Source organism: Mesorhizobium sp. C416B (assembly GCF_030323165.1).
Lineage (GTDB): Bacteria > Pseudomonadota > Alphaproteobacteria > Rhizobiales > Rhizobiaceae > Mesorhizobium.
The window spans coordinates 819,777-841,240 of the sequence record NZ_CP100471.1 but is presented as its reverse complement, the minus strand read 5'-3'; the positions used below and the strand labels follow the sequence as shown (position 1 = coordinate 841,240).

At 61.8% G+C, this 21,464-nt stretch carries 20 protein-coding genes and 1 tRNA gene; 8 read left to right on the top strand and 13 right to left on the bottom strand.

Annotated features, from left to right (window positions below):
* Positions 1–101: 101 nt before the first annotated feature.
* Entirely contained in the window at positions 102–836 is a 735-nt protein-coding gene (locus NLY43_RS04315) for a hypothetical protein (protein WP_023711565.1), read from the top strand.
* A 40-nt stretch (positions 837–876) separates the two neighbouring features.
* Here NLY43_RS04315 and NLY43_RS04310 read toward each other — a convergent pair whose 3' ends face one another.
* The 5 genes from NLY43_RS04310 to NLY43_RS04290 form a co-directional block, all read right to left on the bottom strand.
* On the bottom strand, positions 877–1,764 hold the full coding sequence (locus NLY43_RS04310; protein ID WP_198025508.1) for a DNA adenine methylase: 888 nt from the start codon (positions 1,762–1,764) through the stop codon (positions 877–879).
* Complete coding sequence (locus NLY43_RS04305) at positions 1,731–3,038, bottom strand: hypothetical protein (protein WP_023711563.1); 1,308 nt, start codon at positions 3,036–3,038, stop codon at positions 1,731–1,733. The genes NLY43_RS04310 and NLY43_RS04305 overlap by 34 nt, the downstream gene beginning before the upstream one ends.
* 514 nt (positions 3,039–3,552) lie before the next feature.
* Positions 3,553–4,017 (bottom strand): hypothetical protein, encoded by a 465-nt coding sequence (locus tag NLY43_RS04300; RefSeq protein ID WP_023711561.1) that lies wholly within the window; start codon positions 4,015–4,017, stop codon positions 3,553–3,555.
* 161 nt (positions 4,018–4,178) lie between these two features.
* A tRNA-Gln gene (locus NLY43_RS04295) sits at positions 4,179–4,252 on the bottom strand.
* A gap of 147 nt (positions 4,253–4,399) precedes the next feature.
* Complete coding sequence (locus NLY43_RS04290) at positions 4,400–5,347, bottom strand: lysylphosphatidylglycerol synthase domain-containing protein (protein ID WP_023682434.1); 948 nt, start codon at positions 5,345–5,347, stop codon at positions 4,400–4,402.
* A gap of 350 nt (positions 5,348–5,697) precedes the next feature.
* Between NLY43_RS04290 and NLY43_RS04285 the strand changes: the two genes are divergently transcribed.
* Together NLY43_RS04285 and NLY43_RS04280 are read left to right on the top strand one after the other, a co-directional pair.
* The gene (locus NLY43_RS04285; RefSeq protein ID WP_023711560.1) at positions 5,698–7,041 is read left to right on the top strand and encodes a Ppx/GppA phosphatase family protein; all 1,344 of its coding nucleotides are present in this window, start codon (positions 5,698–5,700) and stop codon (positions 7,039–7,041) included.
* A complete protein-coding gene (locus tag NLY43_RS04280; protein WP_023711559.1) occupies positions 7,038–7,760 on the top strand; it encodes an RlmE family RNA methyltransferase in 723 nt (240 codons plus the stop codon). Before NLY43_RS04285 ends, NLY43_RS04280 begins: the two co-directional genes overlap by 4 nt.
* Before the next feature lie 109 nt (positions 7,761–7,869).
* Here NLY43_RS04280 and NLY43_RS04275 read toward each other — a convergent pair whose 3' ends face one another.
* The 3 genes from NLY43_RS04275 to NLY43_RS04265 all read right to left on the bottom strand — a co-directional run bounded on the left by NLY43_RS04275 (position 7,870) and on the right by NLY43_RS04265 (position 10,199).
* Positions 7,870–8,217 (bottom strand): IS110 family transposase, encoded by a 348-nt coding sequence (locus NLY43_RS04275; RefSeq protein ID WP_023711558.1) that lies wholly within the window; start codon positions 8,215–8,217, stop codon positions 7,870–7,872.
* A gap of 250 nt (positions 8,218–8,467) precedes the next feature.
* Positions 8,468–9,889 (bottom strand): MFS transporter, encoded by a 1,422-nt coding sequence (locus NLY43_RS04270; protein ID WP_023711557.1) that lies wholly within the window; start codon positions 9,887–9,889, stop codon positions 8,468–8,470.
* Between the two features lie 109 nt (positions 9,890–9,998).
* Positions 9,999–10,199 carry a hypothetical protein gene (locus tag NLY43_RS04265; RefSeq protein ID WP_023711556.1) on the bottom strand — a complete coding sequence of 67 codons (201 nt, stop codon included), beginning with the start codon at positions 10,197–10,199 and terminating at the stop codon, positions 9,999–10,001.
* 56 nt (positions 10,200–10,255) lie between these two features.
* On the opposite strand from NLY43_RS04265, the gene guaB reads away from it, so the two are divergent.
* From guaB to NLY43_RS04250, 3 genes are read left to right on the top strand one after another with little or no spacing between them, the layout of a single operon-like run.
* Positions 10,256–11,758, top strand: coding sequence for an IMP dehydrogenase (gene guaB, locus NLY43_RS04260; RefSeq protein ID WP_023711555.1), 1,503 nt, complete (start codon positions 10,256–10,258; stop codon positions 11,756–11,758).
* Between the two features lie 19 nt (positions 11,759–11,777).
* A complete protein-coding gene (locus tag NLY43_RS04255) occupies positions 11,778–12,347 on the top strand; it encodes a hypothetical protein (RefSeq protein ID WP_023673033.1) in 570 nt (189 codons plus the stop codon).
* A gap of 22 nt (positions 12,348–12,369) precedes the next feature.
* Positions 12,370–12,789, top strand: coding sequence for an MAPEG family protein (locus NLY43_RS04250; RefSeq protein ID WP_023711554.1), 420 nt, complete (start codon positions 12,370–12,372; stop codon positions 12,787–12,789).
* Positions 12,790–12,852: 63 nt separating this feature from the next.
* Here NLY43_RS04250 and rnd read toward each other — a convergent pair whose 3' ends face one another.
* From rnd to NLY43_RS04235, 3 genes are all read right to left on the bottom strand, one after another.
* Positions 12,853–14,004, bottom strand: coding sequence for a ribonuclease D (gene rnd / locus NLY43_RS04245; RefSeq protein ID WP_023708785.1), 1,152 nt, complete (start codon positions 14,002–14,004; stop codon positions 12,853–12,855).
* Positions 14,005–14,079: 75 nt separating this feature from the next.
* A complete protein-coding gene (locus tag NLY43_RS04240; RefSeq protein WP_023711553.1) occupies positions 14,080–15,324 on the bottom strand; it encodes an MFS transporter in 1,245 nt (414 codons plus the stop codon).
* Positions 15,325–15,429: 105 nt separating this feature from the next.
* Entirely contained in the window at positions 15,430–16,632 is a 1,203-nt protein-coding gene (locus tag NLY43_RS04235) for an MFS transporter (protein WP_023711552.1), read from the bottom strand.
* Between the two features lie 107 nt (positions 16,633–16,739).
* Here NLY43_RS04235 and NLY43_RS04230 point away from each other — a divergent pair, with 107 nt between their 5' ends.
* Entirely contained in the window at positions 16,740–17,498 is a 759-nt protein-coding gene (locus tag NLY43_RS04230) for a DeoR/GlpR family DNA-binding transcription regulator (RefSeq protein ID WP_023689527.1), read from the top strand.
* On the opposite strand, the gene NLY43_RS04225 is transcribed toward NLY43_RS04230, so the two are convergent.
* The gene (locus NLY43_RS04225) at positions 17,495–17,914 is read right to left on the bottom strand and encodes a hypothetical protein (RefSeq protein ID WP_023682422.1); all 420 of its coding nucleotides are present in this window, start codon (positions 17,912–17,914) and stop codon (positions 17,495–17,497) included. The two genes, NLY43_RS04230 and NLY43_RS04225, sit on opposite strands and share 4 nt — an antisense overlap.
* Positions 17,915–18,136: 222 nt before the next feature.
* Between NLY43_RS04225 and aspS the strand changes: the two genes are divergently transcribed.
* Entirely contained in the window at positions 18,137–19,924 is a 1,788-nt protein-coding gene (aspS, locus tag NLY43_RS04220; protein WP_023682421.1) for an aspartate--tRNA ligase, read from the top strand.
* A gap of 230 nt (positions 19,925–20,154) precedes the next feature.
* Here the strand turns inward: aspS and NLY43_RS04215 are convergent, their stop codons facing one another.
* Positions 20,155–21,345 carry an aq_1923 C-terminal domain gene (locus NLY43_RS04215; RefSeq protein WP_023682420.1) on the bottom strand — a complete coding sequence of 397 codons (1,191 nt, stop codon included), beginning with the start codon at positions 21,343–21,345 and terminating at the stop codon, positions 20,155–20,157.
* Positions 21,346–21,464 lie beyond the last annotated feature (119 nt).

Here is a 21,464-nt window from a genome sequence, read left to right as displayed (position 1 = left end):
ACAGGCCCCCGGCGACGCCGCGCTGATCCTGAGCATGCCCAACGCCATTCGTCTAAGCGACGCTCGGAGCCTTCCGATCCATTCAGCGCAGAGGAGAACCAATGTCGTTCACTGTGAAGGAAGCCTTGCAAGCACTGAACTCGGTCCTGCCTGCCTCGCATCAGGAGGTACCGAACAATTTTGTTTATAACTACCAAAGTTTGATAGGCGCCGGGCTGTCGGTGGCGGCTGCCGCAGTTGGCATTTTCTACTTGTACCGTCAGATCAATCAAACCGAGGCGCTGGCGACACGGGAACGTCTTGCGAAGAGGACGGCGGCAAGGGCGGTGCTCGTACTTACGCTGAGCCTAATCAATCGCTACGCCACGCAGTCAGTTTCGATATACCTGTTACTTCTCGATAAGTTGGTGGATAACACCTTGCCGAGAAGCATTCCGTTTCCCGCATTTCCAGAGTTACCTGCAGGGGTGATCGCCGATCTAAAAGAAGCGATCACTTACGGCGACGACATCGAGAAAGAGGCTTATGCTGAGATCATTCGGGCGTTGCAGGTTTTCATCGCCCGGCAGTTGGGAAACTCGGATGCCAATCGAGAACATCACATAATTGCTCGTGAAAACATCGAAGAAGAGATCATCGATGGAGCAGAAATCTATGCGAGGGGCAGCAGCCTTTTCGATTTTGCGCGTGGCAACGATACAGCACAGATTGAGATCGCCGTGTCCCCTGCGGGTATCTCGAACGCCCTTGCGATCATGGGAATCCTGCCCGGTGCACATTATCGAATTTGGTCAACGGTCAGACGCCGATACAAAATAAAGGCAGAGAAGGATTGACCTTCGGCCACCCCTGGCCAGGGCCCTTCCATCGTCGTCCTCAATGCGCATACGCAAGCTCGGAAACTGGCAGCGAAACTCCTGGGGATACCACCATGAGTTCCGATCCCCGACGCTTTGTCTGAACCGAGTATCCAATATCTAGCTCAACGCTCTCGAATCCCCGATATAGATCACGAATTTCTGGAACGTTGTCGTAAGTTAGGAACCAAGGGCTAGATAAGCTTGTCAGACGCGATGCGATACGCTGGTGATCCTTCGCGCGGTACGAATTCTTGTAAAGCTGGGAGCCTTTCTCGAAGTAGGGTGGGTCTATATAAAGCACGCTTGTCGACGGGATCGATTGGCCAAGCCGTTCCATGAAATGTTCGGCGTCTTCATTGTAGATATGAATCCGGTTTCGGTATCGTTGGATACGCTGGATCCGGGCAACCAGATCAGGCTTATTGAACCGGCAATCGAGTTTCCAGGCTCCGGCCTGATCCTTGCCGCCAATGATGCCTCCGCTGTGAATGATCCCGGAGCGGTTGGTGCGATTGAGGAAAAAGGTTGAGAAGCCCAGGTCAACCGCGTCGGCACTGGACTTGTTGCTCTGATGCAGTCGCTGCCTTCCCCATTCATCAACGGTGACAGGCGTTTCCATTATACGCTGCGTCAGCTCTTCAGTGTGGTCCAAAACGGATTTCCAGAAGGCCCATACCGAACGGTCCAGATCATTCAGATGAACCTGCGAGACGTGGCCCGAAAAAAGTAGGCTGAGGGCAAGGCCGCAACCGCCGGAGTAAGGTTCGGCATAGCTGCGTTGGTTCAGTCCATTTACCGAAAGAAACGCTGTTGCAAGGTCAAATAGGCAGGCTTTTCCGCCGGGGTACCGCAGTGGAGACGCGGAGCGGCTCACTTCTTTGCTGCCCGCTTCGCGGCGACGCAATCCTGAGTCAACCGGATCAGAACATCGTCAATTACTTGAAAATGAACGCTTAGGTTCTGAGCATCTACGGCCGCGAAAATAGCACTATGCTTTTGAGCGTTTCCATGAAGTTGGATATAGTCCATGCTCGCCCTGAAATCCCTTATACGATCCTTGCCCAGCCCCCACAGACCGTATTTGGGCTGAAGGTATCCGACGAATTCCACGCTGTCGTTTCGACCGTGCAGCGCCGTCAGTGTTTCCATAAACATCCAGGCACCGGTTGTCAGCAACGCGGGGTGTTCATCTAGGGCCAAGGTTGTCAGCGATTTGTACAGGCTGGAAAGTTTGTAGGACTCAAGTTCATTGAGTGCTGCAATCAATGGCGCTGATTTGTTTATAAAACGTGTCTGTGGCGACACCAATCTCGCCCTGGGGACGCGCACTGCTGCTGCGGATTTTGATTGAGAAGATCCGACCGCCGCCGGGGCGCCGACCTCGATCGGAGGAACGCTATCGGTTGGCTTTCCCAGCCGGGTTTCCAACTCCCCGGCGTACTCTGTCCAATCCTTCGACACCGAACGGGAATGGAGTTCGTTCGATCTGATGCCTCCGACAAAATTCTCCAGAGCTTTATCAAACCTGAACAGGTCAGTTGTGATAAGAATCTTGTCGCTCGTTGCCGTCGAAGCTATGCCCATCGCTTTTCGGACCGAGGGATTCGCTAGATATCGTGTGGCGGTGGACACGCGAACTTTCTGGCGCGCTCCCTTGTCGATGATGCCTTTTTCCTCTGCATAATCCAGGAGGGCAACGGCAAGCGCGTCAGTGCTTTTGTTAGTCGTCGCCCGCGCTTTCTGATCGGGCTTCCAACGCTTCCGACCGACACCGTCCTGCTCCCCGTCATGAAGAACCTGCAGCCATGGTTGAGCAGCCTTGTAGGTCTTGAACAGAGCCACATTCACTTGAGAGACATCGATGGCCTTCGAAGCGAGCGTCTTGAAGCGCTTTCTTTCTTTATCCGGAGCCTTATCCGGGTCCGTGAGCAGTTGAGCAGCACAGATGCGACGATTGCCTTCAGCAACGATCAGGTTCCCGTCATCGTCTGGAAAAACCGCCACCACCTCAAGTGGATTGATGCCGTTTAGGCTCATATGCCGGGCTAGATTGTAAACCTCTTCGTCCGCCAAAAGGTACGCGATAACATCCCCCTGGGTATCTTTGCTGACATGCCGAGGATTGTCGCGATTGAGTAACAGATCTAAAACTGCACAACTCTCGAATTTCGGTTCCATATCTACCCTCCCAGCCCTTTACCAAAAGGAATAGGACGGACTCTCTTCTCGGGCAAGCAACCTTGAACGTTGTCCAATGTTTAGGCGCGGTATTCGTTGATCTATGGGTAGCCGATTCTCGTAGTAGGCAGCTCTCTAGACGTCGCCGCGCAGCCGCAAGCGATGCTGAGGCCAAGCAGCAGGGGTGGCGACGGTCCATTTTTGAGCGCGCTAAGGGGCACAGCGGGCGCAGGCAGACATCTCCGCTCGGTCTAGACCTGCGGCGACGTGGAACGCCTGCTCGCGATCGTTGTAAGGACCGTGCCATTCTCCATTCCGGCCGGAATCTTCTCCATGAATGCCGGCGCCATAATTGCATGCGGAACATTCGGCGCGATGGATTCGGCCGCGATCTCGGGTCCAGTTTTCATAGATATAAAAGGACATTGGGGAAGCCTCCGTTTTCATCGAGGCTTCCCATTAAGAGCATTTCCGGCTGCGAAACTAGTTCAGCAAACGGATTTATTTTTCGGGCTCATCTTGTCACCCGCAAGGCCGCTTGTTGATCTATGGTGAAGCATCCACGGTGCCGCCGGAAGCCGCTGTAGAGATCATCGACCATGGCGGCCTCAGACGGGTAGAGGATATCGCCATAGGATAGCCCGGCCATCATCCCAATGAGGTCGGGAGCGTGTTCTGGATTATCCTGGAGGCATTGCTCGACCCTGGCATCCAGGATCGGCTTCCAGTTCCCGACATCAGCGGCGACGGAGCCGCTGGCCTCACGGCGAAGCCGCGCGAAGATAGTCCTGATATCGAGTTCCCGCATGGTATCCGAGTAGCCGAGGCCGCGCCGGCCGGCATCCATCATGAATCTTTCGAAATCGCTCTGGCCCGGCGTTCCTTGGATCACGTCCAGGAGATCGGGGAGCTTTGTCAGTGCCATGCCGCCAAGGCCAAGGATCACAGGAGAGAATAAGAGGAGGTCAGACCATACCATGATGATACCCTTTCATGTCGCGTCCATGTCGCGTCGAGTTGCCGGGACCGTTTTGGAACCGTTGGAAATCAAGGGGGACGTGTCGCAACGTGTCGCGGCACGAAATCGCCGAAACGGGAAATTCTTGCGGACTAAAGCTTTGAATTCGTTTGAAAAAATGCTGGCTGGGGAACCTGGATTCGAACCAGGACTAACGGAGTCAGAGTCCGTGGGTCTACCGTTAACCTATTCCCCAGCAGGCGCTGTCGCGCTGGTGGGCCGCCGAAGCAGCCGCGCGTGCCTTGTAGCCGCCGCCGGAAAATAGTCAAGCCTAAGCTGCGTTTCAATCACAGCGTTTCATAGGGGCAATTACGCCCGGGTGGCGCGCCGCACCCAATGATCCTCAGCTCTCCGTCCGGCTGTATTGCGAATGTTCGAAGAACAGCACCACGCCGAGCGCGATCAGCAGCGGGATGATCAGGTAAAACAGCCGGAACACCAGAAGTGCCGCCAACACGCCGACCGGGTCCATATCAGACAGGCCCGCGAGGAACACGACCTCGAACACGCCGAGCCCGCCCGGCGCGTGCGAGATCTGCGCAACCGAGAACGACACCAGGAACACGCCGAGAATGACAAAATAGCCGGGATTTCCGGCCGCCGGCAGAGCAAAGAAGATGATCGCCGCTGCTGCCAGAAGCTCGATCGGGCCGATCAGCAATTGCCGCGCCACGATCGGCAGCGCCGGATAGTGCAGCTGGAAGCCGGCGATTTTCAGCGGCTTCAGATGCAGCCAGCTGCCGAAGATGTAGGCGCTGATCAGGATCAGCAAAGCGATGCCGGCGGCGATCGCCAGGCCGTGGTGCGGGGCGCCGGAAAAGCGGTCGATGATCGCAGGCTCGAACACCAGCACCAGGCCGCCGACCAGAATGCTGGAGAGCACGAAGGTGATCCAGCAGATCGCCACCAGAATGCCGACGTCCTGGCCGGTCAGCCCCCTGGTGCCATAGGCGCGATAGCGGATCACGGCGCCCGAAAACACCGAGCCGCCAATGTTGTGCGACAGCGCATAGGTGGTGAAGGAGCAGAAGGTGACGAACAGCCACGAGACCTTTTTGCCGATATGCAAGAGCGCTATGTGGTCGTAGCCGGCAAGCGAGGCGTAGGCGACCACCGAGCTCAGCGCCGCCAGCACCCAGCCGCGCGTCGGGATGGCTGATATGCCGTCCCAGACATCGTCGATCGAGATGCCGCGCAACTCATGCCACAGCAACAACAGCGACCCGATGACCGCCGCGACACCGATGACCGGCCACAGATAGCGCTTCCAATTCGTGCCCCCCCAATTCATGGAGTTGTCGTCATGTGTTGCTGCCCATCGCCCAGGCGGGCGTTAAAACGTCCGCGATTCACCAATTCCCCCTCATTTCAGAAATGCCTCATTGAAGCCGGCTATTCAACCGGCAAGGGTGAGCAGCCGGTTCGCCAACGGCGAATTCGTCGTGCCAGTGGCAAGATGAAAAGGCTAGCGAACGCCGGGACGCTGCAAAGCAGCGGGGACGTGGCAGGACGCAGCCGGCAAAATTTGGCCCCTTGCTCTTGGTGATCCGGTCCGGCGCTGCTACTCTGGCGGCAACTTAAAATTTTTAAGCGCCTGCTGCGTCCGGTTTTCCGGTTCGCGCGGCGCCGGAAGGAACTGAAGTGGAAGACCACGACACCGGCGCTGGCGCGCCGGAAGTGGGCGTGTCCAGGGCTTCGCCGCCGTCAGGCGGGCCAAGCCCATCCGCCGGGCGGCCCCGCCAGGCGGGGCCTCAGTCCGGTAACGGACAGGCCGGCGAAGCCCAGCATCAGCGAGGCAAGGCGAGAAAGCGGCGCAAGCGCCGGCGTGGGCGCAAGGTTTTTGCGCGCGACGACAGCCCTCTCGCAACGGCCGCAGCGGTTGGTGCGCCGGCCTCCGTCGGCCCGGCCGCTCCAGCGCCGGTGCCTTTGCCCTCGGCGCCACAATCCCGACCGGAACAGCCAATGCATCGTCCGCCGATGCAGGAACTGCCGGTGTTTGCCGCGCTCGATCTCGGCACCAACAATTGCCGGCTTTTGGTCGCGGTGCCGCAGCGCCATGGCCAGTTCCGCGTCATCGACGCCTTCTCGCGCATCGTCAGGCTGGGCGAGGGGCTGACCGCCAATGGGCACCTGAGCCAGGCGGCGATGGACCGCGCCGTCGAGGCGCTGAAAATCTGCGGCGACAAATTGCGCAACCGCAAGATCAGGAAAGCCCGGCTGATCGCCACCGAAGCCTGCCGCACCGCCGATAATGGCGTCGAATTCCTGCAGCGCGTCGAGCACGAGGCCGGCTTGAAACTCGAGATCATCGACCGCCAGACCGAAGCGCGGCTTGCTGTCTCCGGCTGCGGCTCGCTGGTCGAGCGCGACACGCAAGGCGTGGTGCTGTTCGACATTGGCGGCGGCTCGTCCGAAATCGCGCTGATCGACCTCACCGGCCAGCGTTCGCCGCGGCTTGCCAACCACATCGTGTCGTGGACCTCGCTGCCGGTCGGCGTTGTCTCGTTGGCCGAACGCTTTGGCGGCCGCACGGTGACGCGCGAAATCTTTGCCGCCATGGTCGAGGATGTCGCGGTGCGGCTGAAGTCGTTCGACGGCCGCGATCGGCTGAGCCATGTGCTGGCCAGCCCGAAATTCCATCTGCTGGGCACATCCGGCACGGTGACGACGCTGGCCGGCGTCCATCTCGACCTCGAACGCTACGACCGGCGCCGCGTCGACGGGCTGTGGATGGACCGCGACAGCGTCGACCGCATGGTCGAAAAACTGGTCGGCTGGGATTTCCAGCAGCGCTGCGCCAACCCGTGCATCGGCGCCGATCGTGCCGACCTGGTGCTGGCCGGCTGTGCTATCCTGGAAGCCATCCGTGCGGTGTGGCCGTCGGAGCGGCTGCGCGTCGCCGACCGGGGCTTACGCGAAGGCATTTTGAGCGAGCTGATGGCCGATGACGGCGTCTGGCGCAACAGTGGGCGAGGCCGACAGTGACCAAGAAGCCGGAAAAGCCGGGCTCCGCCAGCATTCGTGTCCTCAAGACGCGGATCAAGAAGAAGAGCGGCCTGAAGGAATCGTCGCGCCGCTGGCTGCAGCGCCACATCAATGATCCCTATGTCCAGCGCTCCAAGGCCGACGGCTATCGCTCGCGCGCGGCCTACAAGCTGATCGAGATCGATGACAAGCATCATCTGCTGAAACCTGGCATGAAGGTCATCGATCTCGGTGCGGCCCCCGGCGGCTGGTGCCAGGTGGCGGCCGCGAGGACGAAATCGACGGCTGATAATCCACATGTCATCGGCATCGACTATCTCGAAATGGATGCGGTGCCGGGTGCGCCGGTGCTGCTGATGGATTTCCTCGACCCGGAAGCGCCGCAAAAGCTCGCCGAGGCGTTGGGCGGCGACCCCGATGTCGTGTTGTCGGACATGGCCGCGCCGACGACGGGTCATAAGCGAACCGACCACATCCGCACCATGCATCTGTGCGAGGTGGCCGCCGATTTCGCGCTGTCGGTGCTGAAGCCGGGCGGGCACTTTTTGGCCAAGACGTTTCAAGGCGGCGCCGAAAACGAGCTGCTGTCGATGCTCAAGAAGAACTTCCGCTCGGTGCACCACGTCAAGCCGCCGGCGTCGCGCGATGAGTCGGTGGAACTGTATTTGCTGGCGAAGGATTTTAAGGGCAGAGAGCCACCAGTGGCATCGTCATCCTAGGGCGAAGCAAGGAGCGAAGCGACGCAGCGCAGACCCTAGGATCCATGCCGTGACGTTAACGCGTTGAAAACGCGGCAGAATTCTGTGCCGCTGCATCCTTCGATCAAGATCACGGCTCGGCTTCCGGGTGATAGCGGCGGCCATAGTCGCTCAGCATCCTGGCATCGAGACGGTCGGTCTTGGCGCGCCGTCTCGTCGACTTCGCATAGTGGTGGGTGTGCGCCGGATTGTGCCGCGAGAACGGCACGCCGGCCTTGGCCAGCGCATGACGCAGCAGGCGGTCATGAACCCCTGTCGCCTCCATGACGACGAAGTCTCGACTGGGATGCAGGCCTGCCACATAGGCAGCGATCGCATCGGCCTGATTGTCGATGCGATGGTATTGACCGCTTGCCTCATCAAAAAAGTCCAACCACTGCTTTGAGATGTCGCAGCCGACATAGTTCTGCATTATCATGTCCACGCCTCTTCCTGTGGTGCGGGGTCTGCTTGGAACAGCCCCGTGCAACTGTTCAGGTTGATGGTTCACCGGTGGGAAGGGACCGAGCCATGCCACGGCCTGTCCTCAAAAAGGACGACCAGGATCCTGTCGGTCTCCTTCCCACCCCAAACATAGCATGGGAACAAAACACAGGATCCCTGGGTCTTCGCTCCGCTTCGCGTCGCTTCGCCCTAGGATGAACGAAGCGATGAGGGGCGCTCGCCCCTTACTTCCCAGCCGTGCTCACCGGCTCCAGCGTCTTCGGCGTCGTCAGCCGGCCATGTCCCGACACGGCATTGCCGGCATCCGGCGCCAGCCGCATGAATGACACGGACGCTGCCGCCGACACCGCCGCCACGATGAAGAAGGCGATGTGGAAATCGCCGAGCGCCAGCGGTCCGCCATGGAGCGAGGTCGAGACTTCCAGGATGCCGCCGGCCAGCGCCACGCCGAGCGCGATCGACAGTTGCTGGAACACCGCCGTGATCGGCGTTGCCTTGCTGGTGTCTTCAGCCGTCACCTCGGCATAGGAGAGCGCGTTGACGCCGGTGAAGAACATCGAGCGGATGAAGCCGCCGACCAGCAATATGGCCAGCATCAGCGCGTAAGGCGTCTCCGGCGTGAACAGGCCGTATATGGCGATCGATGCCGCGGCGATCAGCGAGCCCCAGATCAGCACCCGGCGGAAGCCGGCAAGCCGGAAGATCAGCGCGGTGACGAACTTCATGCCAATGGCGCCGATGGCCGAGACGAAGGTGATCATGCCCGACTGGAACGGCGTCAGCCCGAAGCCGATCTGGAACATCAGGGGCAACAGGAACGGCACCGCGCCGATGCCGATGCGAAACAGCGAGCCGCCGAGCACCGAGGAGCGGAACACCTGGTTGCGGAACAGTTCCAGCGCCAGCAGGGGATTCTTGGCGCGCCGCGCATGCAGCAGATAGAGCACGCCGGAAATCAGCCCGACCGCCACGGTGATGAGGCCGGTCGCCGGCGGCAGATAGGGCAGGGAGACCACCGACAGGCCGAAGACGACGCCGGAGGCCGCCAGCCCGCTCAGTACGAAACCGACGAAATCGAGCGGCGGCGTCTCCATCGAGTCGGTTTGCGGCAGAAAGCGCGTCGCCAGCCAGATGCCGATCAGGCCGATCGGCACGTTGATCAGAAAGATCCAGTGCCAGGTGAAATAGGTGGTGATGAAGCCGCCGATCGGTGGTCCCACAAGCGGGCCGACCAGCGCCGGCACCGTCAGCCACGACATGGCAGCAACCAGCTCGCTCTTCGGCGTCGCGCGCACCAGGACCAGCCGGCCGACCGGCGTCATCATGGCGCCGCCTATGCCTTGCAGGAAGCGCGAGACGACGAAGGCCGGCAGTGAATTGGAGATGGCGCAGCAGACCGAGCCGACGATGAACACGCCGATCGCGGCGCGAAAAATGGTCTTGGCGCCAAACCGGTCGGCCATCCAGCCGCTGATCGGAATGAAGATGGCCAGCGACACCAGATAGGCGGTCAGCGCCAGCTTGAGCGCGATCGGGCTGGTGTGGATGTCGACGGCGATCGCCGGCAGCGATGTCGCAATGACGGTCGAATCCATGTTTTCCATGAACAAGGCGACCGCCAGAATGAGCGGAATGATGCGGTTCAACGAACGCGTCCGAACTGGCCAAAAATTGCGTGCCGACCAATCCAGGCAATGAAAAGGCGGGGCAAGCGATACGAACCGGCGGTTATCACGCCTCAGGCGCGATGTCGCATTAATTTGCTGTCACTTTTGTGCGACCGCGCGCGGATAAGAGGCGTTGCTGCGTTTCTGCACAAAGGATGAAACTGGCGAAAATCGACGCTCTCCTGGGCAGGTCCGCCGAATAGGAGATGACCGGCTTTTCATCGGCGCCGCGACGTGTTACCAGCCAGCGCCAATCCTGAAAGGGAAGAAACGAGTCGGCGCTGTCCATTTCGGTCCAGCGCTTTTTTGTATTCTCCCAGCGCTTTTCGTATCCGAGGACTGGCCATGGCAAAAATCATCGAAACGTCCACCGGCGCGCTGGCGCTGACCTTTGACGACGTGCTGTTGCAGCCCGGTCATTCCGAGGTCATGCCCGGTGAGACCGACATCCGCACCCGCATCGCCACCGACATCGACCTCAACGTGCCGATCCTGTCGGCCGCCATGGACACCGTCACCGAGGCGCGGCTCGCCATCGCCATGGCGCAGGCCGGCGGCATCGGCGTCATCCACCGCAATTTCTCGCCGGCCGAACAGGCCGAGCAGGTGCGTCAGGTCAAGAAGTTCGAATCGGGCATGGTCATCAATCCGGTCACCATCGGCCCCGACGCCACGCTCGCCGACGCGCTGGCGCTGATGCGCACCTATTCCATCTCGGGCATTCCGGTTGTCGAGAATGGCGGCACCGGCGGCCAGAAGATCGGCCGCCTGGTCGGCATCCTGACCAACCGCGACGTGCGCTTCGCCTCCGATCCGGGGCAGAAAGTCTACGAATTGATGACCCGTGAGAACCTGATCACGGTCAAGGAGAATGTCGACCAGGACGAGGCCAAGCGGCTGCTGCACCAGCACCGCATCGAAAAGCTCGTCGTCGTGGACAAATCCGGCAATTGCGTCGGCCTGATCACCGTCAAGGACATCGAGAAGTCGCAGCTCAACCCGCACGCCACCAAGGATGCGCAGGGGCGCCTGCGGGCGGCGGCCGCCACCAGCGTCGGCGATGACGGCTTCGAGCGCGCCGAGCGGTTGATCGACGCCGGTGTCGACCTCCTGGTCATCGACACCGCGCATGGCCATTCGCAGCGCGTGCTCGATGCGGTGACGCGGGCCAAGAAGCTTTCCAATTCCGTGCGCATCCTGGCCGGCAACGTCGCCACCGCCGAAGGCACGCAGGCGCTGATCGACGCCGGCGCCGATGCCGTCAAGGTCGGCATCGGCCCGGGCTCGATCTGCACCACCCGCATCGTCGCCGGCGTCGGCGTGCCGCAGCTTTCGGCCATCATGTCGGCGGTCGAGAGGGCGCATAGATCCGGCGTGTCGGTCATCGCCGACGGCGGCATCAAATATTCGGGCGATCTGGCCAAGGCGCTTGCCGCCGGCGCCAGTGCGGCCATGATCGGCTCGCTGCTCGCCGGCACCGACGAAAGCCCGGGCGAGGTCTATCTGCACCAGGGCCGCTCCTTCAAGGCCTATCGCGGCATGGGGTCGGTCGGCGCCATGGCGCGCGGCTCGGCCGATCGCTACTTCCAGGCCGAAGTGCGCGACACGCTGAAACTGGTTCCGGAAGGCATTGAAGGGCAGGTGCCCTACAAGGGACCTGTGTCTGGCGTGCTGCACCAGCTTGCGGGCGGGCTAAAAGCCGCTATGGGTTATGTCGGTGGCCGCGACCTTGCCGATTTTCGCGAACGCGCCACCTTTGTGCGCATATCCAACGCCGGACTTCGTGAAAGCCACGCCCATGACGTCACGATTACCCGCGAAAGCCCGAACTATCCTGGCGGAGCCTGACCGGCAGCCAGAGCGGTACATGCTCTGGCGCCACCAGGCGACGATCGTGCTGCGGCTGGCGCGCCATGCCGGCGCGCTGTGCTTTGCCGCCGCGGCGGTTTTCATCATCATGACGCTGCTGGAATTCTTCTATTTCCGCCGGCTGAGCGGTGGCCTGCCGTCGCTCGACGTGCGCCTTGGCGGGTTCACGCCCGACGAGGGCATGGCCTGGCTGACGGCACTCGGCCGACGCGGCAGCGAGATCATCCTGGTCTGGCACTATTTGACTTTCGACCTTCTCTTCCCGGCGCTGCTGTCGCTGACCATGGTCAGCCTGATCCTGGCAACCGGGCGGCGGCTGAAGAGTTTTCGTGCCATGCCGGTGCAGCTTCAGGCACTGTTCGCGCTGGTCATCGTGCTGCCCTACACGTGCGCCGACTACGCCCAGAACATTGCGGTGGCGCGGCTTCTGTCCGATGCGCTGTCGGCCAACCCGGATTCTCTGTCTTTCGCCTCGTCGCTGATCGTCACCAAGTTCGCGCTGCTGGCGATCCCCGTCATCGTCATCGCGTTTTTGATCCTTGCCGCCCAGCGGCGCCCACAGGCATGAACGACAGAGCAGGCGCAACGCCATGAGCCAGACCGCGATTTTCTGGCCGATGCTGGCGCAGGTGTTGCTCGTCTATATCGTCTATGTCGTGATGGGCCGGCGCCGCTACGGCGCGGTCAAATCGGGCGAGGCCAAGGTCGGTCAATACAAGGTGCGCACGACCGAGCCCGGGTCGAGCGTCACGGTTGCCAACAATCTCATCAACCAGTTCGAACTGCCGGTGCTGTTCTATGTGCTGTGTCTGGCGCTGCACGCGACCAATGGCGTCAATTATCTGACCCTGGCCTTGATGTGGGTTTTCGTGATTTCCCGCTATGGCCACGCCTGGGTCCACCTCACCAGCAACAATCTGCGGTTTCGCAGCTGCGCCTTCTACGTCGGCGCGATCATTCTCTTGCTGGCATGGATCTGGTTCGCGCTACACCTGCTCGGAGCGGTGTAGGGCAGTTGTTTACCCTCCCCCTTGTGGGGAGGGTCGCTCCGCGGAGCGGAGCGGGGTGGGGGTCTACAAATCGAACACCGCGATCTTGCGCTTGTCGAACTTGATGCCGATTTCGCCGCGCACCAGCTTCAGCGCGGCTTCGCCGAACACCGTACGCCGCCATCCCTGCAGCGCCGGCACGTCTGCGGCTTCGCCTTCGGCGGCGATGCGGTCGATGTCGTCGCTGGACGCCAGCACTTTCGAGGCGACGCCTTCCTTCTCGGCGACGATCCGCAACAGCACTTTCAACAGCTCGGAGGCGGCATTGGAGCCCTCGGGCGGCTGAAAGCTCTTGGGCAGCTTCGGCATTTCTTCGCGGGGCAAAGCGAGCGCCGTGTTGACCGCGCCGAGCAGCGCCGTTGCCGTCGATGACCGTTCCCAGCCTTTCGGCGTGGTGCGCAGCTTGCCAAGGGCTGCCGCATCGCGCGGCGCCTGCTGGGCGACCTCGTATATGGCGTCGTCCTTGAGCACCCGGCCGCGCGGCACGTCACGCTCGCGCGCCTCGCGTTCGCGCCATGCCGCCACCGTCTGCACGATCGCCAGCTCCTGGGGCTTGCGCAGCCGCATCTTCAGCCGCTTCCAGGCGTCTTCGGGGTGCGGATCGTAGGTTTCGCGCGAAGTCAGCACCTCCATTTCCTCGTTCAGCCAATGGGCGCGGTTTTCCCGCTCCAGTTCGGCGCTGAGATGCTTGTAGACGTCGATCAGATGGGTGACGTCGGCCAAGGCATAATCGAGCTGCTTGTCGGACAGCGGCCGGTGGCGCCAGTCGGTGAAACGCGATGACTTGTCGAGCCGTGCGCCGGTGATGCGCTGCACCAGCTGATCGTAGGAGACGCTGTCGCCGAAGCCGCAGACCATGGCCGCGACCTGGGTGTCGAACACCGGATGCGGCACCAGATCGCCGAGATGGACGATGATTTCAATGTCCTGGCGCGCGGCGTGAAAAACCTTGACCACCGCTTCATTGGCCATCAGCCGGAAGAACGGGGCGAGGTTGATGTCGGGCGCCAACGGATCGATCAGCGCGGTGACGCCGGGCGCCGCCATCTGGATCAGGCACAGGATCGGCCAGAACGTCGTTTCGCGGATGAATTCGGTGTCGACGGTGACGAAATCCGACTTTTCGAAAGCGGCGAGAACGGACTCGAGCTCATTTTGGGTGGTGATGACGTGCATCAAATCGCTTTTTAGTAACGGGTAAGGTTCTCTTTCAATTTCAGCCGTGGGCGCTTTCGTCAAGCCGCCCGTCGGTCAAGTATCCGCCGATCCGTCGGAATCGCCATTCCTGCGCGCCAGCCGCGCGAACACAGTCGATGTGCGCAGCAGCGCTGTGAAGCGGCTGCGCTTGCCCGCCGGCACGCTGCCGCGCACCTGCATGCGGTAGAGAATGACGGCGATGAGGATGGCGTAGACCGCTGCACTGAAGACAAACAGGGCGCCCGGTCCGAAATGTTGCATCACTGCGGACGCCGCGAAGGGGCCACCAATGGCGCCGAAGGAATAGAACAGCATCAAGGCGGCGTTGATCAGCACGAACTCGCCCTTGTCGGCGCGGTCGTTGGAATGCGCCGCCGATAGCGAATAGAGCGGCATGGCGAAGCTGCCGAAGATGAAGACGATGATCAAATTGAGGGTCGGATCGGCGCCGGCGACGAAGACCAGCGCCAGCGCCGCGAACATGGCGCCGCATGTCGTGGCCAAAAGCACCGCGCGCCGATCCCAGCGGTCGGAGAGGTAGCCCAGCGGATACTGGATGAGGGCGCCGCCGAAGATGCCGACGCTGACGAAGGTGACGACATCGGCCACCGACATGCCGATCTGCTCGGCATAGACCGGCGACAGCGTGCGGAACGCGCTGTTGGTGACGCCGACGCAGATGCAGCCGAAGCAGCCGAGCGGCGAAATCCGCCAAACGCGGGCGAGATCGAGCTTGACGTCTTCCGGCGCCGTCGGGTTGGAGCGGTCGCCGAGCGACACCGGAACCAGCGACAGCGTGATCATCATCGACATGATGGCGAAGATGGCAAAGCCGCCGGGGCCGAAGATCGGGATCAGGAACTGCGCGCCGGTTACCGAGCCGATATCGACCATGCGGTAGATGGCGAGCACGCGCGCACGATCCTTGTTTTCGACGCCGGAGTTCAGCCAGGCTTCCATGACGGTGAACAGACCGGCAAAGCAGAAACCGCCGGCAAAGCGCACCGCGCACCACATCACCGGATCGATGATCAGCACCAGGAGCAGCGTACTGGCCGCGGCGATGGCGGCGAGCGCTGAAAACGTCCGGACATGGCCGACTGCCTTGAGGATGCGGGTGACTGCGAGGCAACCAAGCAGGAAGCCGGCGAAATAGAACGTGCCCATCAGGCCGATGTCGGAAGCCGAAAACCCTTCCTGCGCGCCGCGCAACGCGATCAGCGTGCCCTGCAGCCCGTTGCCGCCAAGCAGGATGCCGGCGGCGATGAGGAGCGGGATCAGCGGGCGGATGGAGGACATACGAAACCGTTGCTTAGGTGGTTCCACAGTTCTGAACCATCGATGTGGCCAATGCCAGTGGCTTATCCCGCCGCTAACAGGTGTGTGGCTTTCAGGTAGGGCCGTTCAGGCTTCGTGAGCCCTCGTCAAAGCTTCATCCGCTTGTGCGGCCGGGCGGGACGCCCTTCGGCCAAGCGAGCCGGCGGTCAGCAGGCTGAGGATGATGAACGGAATGCCGATGCCGAAGGCCGAACGGATGCCCCAATGGTCGGAGACGAAGCCGAGCAATGGCGGGCCGAGCAGGAAGGCGACGAAGGAGATCTGCGACAGCGCCGCGACATTGATTGCCGCGGAGCGGTCCGTGCGTTGGGCCGCCGCCGAGATCGCCAACGGAAAGAGCACGCTGCTGCCGATGCCAAGTAGCGCAAAGCCCAGCATCGATACGAGCGGGGCAGGCGAGAAGAAGACGAGCAGCACGCCCACCGCCATCGTCGCCAGCAGCACCCGCGCCACGACGCTCGGCGAGTGGCGGTCGACAAAGGAGTCGGCAAAGAAGCGCGTGCTCGCTTGCGAGAATGCAAACAGCGCCACTGTGAAGCCGGCGACGAAAGGGCCCGCATCGAACACGGTGCGCATGTAGATTGCCGACCAGTCGATGCTGGCGCCTTCCATCAGCATCGCCGACAGCGTCACCGCGACGAGGACGAGGATAGGCAGCGTCGGCCGCGCCAGCCTTGGCGCCGTCTCGTCATTGCCGGCGAAGCGGCTCGGCGCCGGTTCGTAACCGCCGAGAAACAGCGCGATTCCTGTCGCCACCATCGGTACGACAATCGCCAGGTGCAGTTGCGGCGATATGCCGAGATGCGCAAGCGCGGCGCCGAACAGGCCGGCGCCGAAAAAGCCAATGCTCCAGAACGAATGCGCCCGGTTCATGATCCGGCGCTTGAGCAGGAATTCGGTTCTGTCGGCCTCGACATTGAGAATGATCTCGACGCTGCCGATCATCAGGCCGACCGGAAACAGCATCAGGAATAGCGCAAGCGGCCCAGGCGCATGCACGGCAATGGCAAAGACGACCGACAAAAGCGGCACCAGTCCGAGCAGCGCGCGGCGGAAGCCGACGCCCTCCAGGATCGGCGCCGCCAGCGTCAGCGCGGTCAAGGTGCCAATCGGCGTCCCGATCAGGCTGAGCCCGAGCGTGCCGTCTCCTATGCCCATGGCATGTTTGATGTCGGGCAGCCGCGGGAAGATTTGGCCCATGGCGAACGAATAGATCGCAAAGCCGGCGTAGACCCGGTGTTGCGGAGCGAGGCGGAGGCCAAAGGTCATGACGATGCTTTCGGGGAAGAGAGCCGGAGATTGTCGTTGATATCCCCTTATCTTGCACAAACATGCAAATTGTGCAAGAACGTGCACAAAGAAAACAGGATCATGCAATGCTGACCGATGAGCGGCATCAAATCATTCGCGATCGCCTGGCCGTCGAGGGAAGGGTGCTGGCCGGCGAGCTGGCAGGCCGCTTCGGCGTTTCGGAAGACACGGTTCGCCGCGACCTCAGGGAGTTGGCCAAGGCCGGGCAGTGCCGCCGCGTCTATGGCGGCGCGGTCGCGGCCGCACCCTTCGCGGCCACGCCGGTCGGCCTGCGCGCCGGCCATGCGGTCGAAGAAAAGACGCGGCTGGCCCGCGCGACCGTGGCACTGCTTTCGCGCGGACAGACCCTGTTCATCGACAGCGGCTCGACCAATGCCGCGATCGCCAGGGCCATCCCGCGCGACCTCGATCTGACCGTCGCCACCAACTCGCTCGAAATTGCCTCCGTCCTGTCAAACCACGCTTTGGTCGAGCTGATTGTGCTTGGGGGACGGTTCGACCGCCACCTCGGCGCCTGCGTCGGCGCCGACACGCTTGCCGCTGTCGCGCAACTTGGCGCGGACCTGTTTGTTCTCGGATCCTGCGGTCTCGATGCGTCGCGCGGCGTCACGGCCTTCGATTCGGCTGAGGCCGAGGTAAAGCGGGCGATGGCCAAGAACAGCGCAGGCATCGTCATCGCTGTAACCAACGACAAGCTAGCCACAGCCGCACCCTACCGGGTCGCCAGGCCAGAGGCGATCCGCCACCTCGTGGTCGAAAAGACCGCGCCGGCCGCGATCCTCGCGGATTTCGAACGCCAGGGCGCCGAAATCCATTTGGCTTAAACGGAGCTCGGCGCGCGGGCAGTCCGGGACGCAGCATGGGCGACGAACACTTCGACATCTTCCTTTGAATAACCGAGAAGGGCTCCTTCAAGCCTCGCCAGATCATTCGATGTGAAGATGTCAAAGGCCTCTCCGCTGCGGCACATTCTGGAGATCAACAAGCTCAGTTTGCAGCGCCATTCCTCTGTCGGCAGGCAGTAGCGGCGATCTTCCACGGACGTCTCTGGATCAAAGTGGGTGAACTTCAGGATGCGGCCTTCGTCGACAAACGGTGCAAAGCCCGTGTCGCCAATATCTTCGGCGTCCATACCCGGCTCCGCCCCGAACAGGGCCATCGGCTTGTCGCCCTGAAGCATCAGTGCCAACTCGCGGCCATTATGTGGCCCGACGCCCGACGGGACTGTGCGTTTCGGCATGAAGCATCTCCAGATTGCTTGAGGACGGCACTGTCGCGAGAAACATGCCTGGCGGCAATGCGCCAAGCCTGGCAAAGACTTTATGCTGACGATCGCATAGGGCGGCGACCCAAACCCGGCTTGCCTTGACAAATCGGGCCTCCCATGCGCTTTTCGCGCAAATTTTGGACCGGGCTTTGATGCTCGACCCACAACCCAGCACCCCGGAATTTTGACATGACAATGCATCGTTACCGCAGCCACACCTGTGCCCAGTTGAGAAAGAGCGATGTCGGCTCTTCGGTTCGCCTGTCGGGCTGGGTGCATCGCGTGCGCGACCATGGCGGCCTGCTGTTCATCGATCTGCGCGACCATTACGGCCTGACCCAGATCGTCGCCGATCCGGATTCGCCCGCCTTCAAGGTGGCCGAGACGCTGCGTGGCGAATGGGTGATCCGCGTCGACGGCGAGGTCAAGGCGCGCCTGCCGGACACCACCAACGCCAACCTGCCGACCGGCGAGATCGAGATCTTTGCCCGCGAGATCGAGGTGCTGTCGGCAGCCAAGGAATTGCCGCTGCCGGTGTTCGGCGAGCCCGACTATCCCGAAGACATCCGCCTGAAGTACCGTTTTCTCGACCTGCGCCGCGAGACGCTGCACAGGAACATCGTGGCGCGCACGAAAATCATCGCCGAGATGCGCAAGCGTATGACCGATGTCGGCTTCACCGAATTCTCGACGCCGATCCTGACGGCCTCGTCGCCGGAAGGCGCGCGCGACTTCCTGGTGCCGTCGCGCATCCATCCCGGCACCTTTTACGCGCTGCCGCAGGCGCCGCAGCAGTACAAGCAACTGATCATGGTTTCGGGCTTCGACCGCTATTTCCAGATCGCGCCCTGCTTCCGCGACGAGGACCCGCGCGCCGACCGTCTGCCCGGCGAATTCTACCAGCTCGACCTCGAAATGAGCTTCGTCGAGCAGGACGACGTGCTGTCGACCATGGAACCGGTGATGCGCGGCGTCTTCGAGACCTTCGCCAACGGCAAGCCGGTGACGCAGACATTCCAGCGCATTCCTTACGATGTCGCCATGCGCAAATATGGCTCCGACAAGCCGGACCTGCGCAACCCGATCGAGATGCAGGCCGTCTCCGACCATTTTCGCGATTCCGGCTTCAAGGTCTTCGCCAACATTCTGGCCAACGATCCGAAGGCCGAAGTGTGGGGCATTCCGGCCAAGACCGGCGGCAGCCGCGCCTTCTGCGACCGCATGAACTCGTGGGCGCAGGGCGAGGGCCAGCCGGGACTGGGTTACATCTTCTGGCGCAAGGAAGGCGACAAGCTTGAAGGCGCCGGTCCGCTGGCCAAGAACATCGGCGAGGAGCGCACCGAGGCGATCCGCCAGCAGCTCGGCCTTGCCGATGGCGACGCCGCCTTCTTCGTCGCCGGCGATCCGAAGAAGTTCGTTACCTTCGCCGGTGCCGCGCGTACGCGTGCCGGCGAAGAACTGAACCTTGTCGACCGCGAGCGCTTCGAATTGTGCTGGATCGTCGACTTCCCGTTCTTCGAATGGAGCGAGGAGGAGAAGAAGATCGACTTCGCTCACAACCCGTTCTCGATGCCGCAAGGCGGTATCGACGCGCTCAACGGCGACGACCTGCTCGGCATCAAGGCCTTCCAGTACGACATGGTCTGCAACGGCTTCGAGATCGCCTCTGGCGGTATCCGCAACCATTTGCCGGAAACCATGGTCAAGGCGTTCGAGACGGTTGGCCTCGACCGCGCCACGGTGGAAGAACGCTTTGGTGGCCTCTACCGCGCCTTCCAGTATGGCGCCCCGCCGCATGGCGGCATGGCGGCCGGCGTCGACCGTGTCGTCATGCTGCTGGTCGGCGCCAAGAACCTGCGAGAGATCACCATGTTCCCGATGAACCAGCAGGCCTACGATTTGTTGATGAACGCGCCTTCGGAAGCCTCGCCGCAGCAGTTGCGTGATCTGTCGCTGCGTGTCGCGGCAGTGAAGAAGGACTGACGGCAGCGTTGAAGCCGCCCTTTCTCCCCGTCTCTATACGGGGAGAAATGTCCGACAGGACAATGAGGGGCAGCACGCATGCAGGCGATTGGCGAACGGCCTTAGCAGTTGGCGCCTTCTGACAACCGGTTCAGCATCGAACTACAATTTGCAGGCGTTGGCGCCGCCCCTCATCCGCCTGCCGGCACCTTCTCCCCGTATAGTGACGGGGAGAAGGGAGCGAACTTCGATCAGTCTTCGTTGGCCTTGACGTGGACGCCCAGCGTCTTGGTCAGGTCGGCCGGGTTGGACATGGCGCCGGCCATGATCAGCGCGAACGGCACCGCTGCCGGCGGCTCGGCCGAAATCTCGAGGCTCTTCGGATCGTCGAGGTACTTGCTCACCGCGGCCGTCACTTCGGCGGTCAGTTCGGGATTGTTGAGCTGCGCCATGCCGAACGGCACGATCGCCTTGGCCTGGTTGGCGATGTCCTTGCCCGACATGCCCTGCTGCTTGCCGACATACTCAAGCACTTTGCCGGTGAGCGAATCGTCATCGAAGCGGATCGATGCGCTGTTGAAGGAGAGCTGCTGCAACAGGCCGAGCAGGGCCATGCCTTGCGCCGAATTGTCAGCCCCTTCGGGCTGCGCCGCCATCTTCTTCTGCATCTCCTGCAGCGACTTGACGAAGTCGACCGTGTAGCCGCCGAGGCCGAAGGTCATGCCGAGCGTGCCGGCATTCTCGACCGAGATGTCGTATTTCGACAGGTCCATCTTGCCGTCGCTCGGCTGCCAGGTGCCGCCGATTTCGATATTGCCCGAGATGTTCTGGTAGCCGAGGGCCTCGATGGCTTCCTTGGATTTCGCATCGTCGACCAGGGTCAGGTCGGCGTTGAACTTTTCCGTGGTGGCGGAAAACTCCATCGCCTTGCCGTCGGCCGGCGGCGTGATCTGGACAGCAAGCCCATCCACCGAGAAGGCGGTCTTGTCGGCAACCTTGACCGTCAGGCTTTCGAGTTCGGCCGACTTGTAGATCATCATCGAGCCGAGCGGGCCTGTAGCGCCCTCAGCCGGGATGTTGGCGTCGTGGATGACGAAGGGGGTGAGGTTGAGCGTGACGCCGTCCTTGCTGTGCTCGAAGGCCGAAGTCGTGATGGTCGCGACATCGAAGCCGCCATTGGCTTCGGTCACGCCCTCGAGCTTGACGTCGCCGATCGGCAGCGCCTCCTTTTCGGCCGCCGGTTTGACCGACACGCCCTGCAGCACCATGCTGGAATTGTCGCCGGTAACGCCGGTCCAGGTGATATCGACGCCCTGGACGGCAAGTGCGGCCTTCAGTCGGTCGGCAACCGCCGTGTCTTGCGCAAAGGCGGCATTCAGCGGCAGCGTCAGCAAAAAGGTCGAAAAAGCAAGTTTCTTGAGTGTCGAACGTTGGATTGTCATCGCGAGTTCCCTGAGAGAGTCCTGAAAAAGTGTTTTCTCAATTCTACGCCATCACCATTCCGTGACGAACTGGACGGGAAAAAGGCGCTTTCCCGCAGAGTTGTCGAAAATCACGGCGA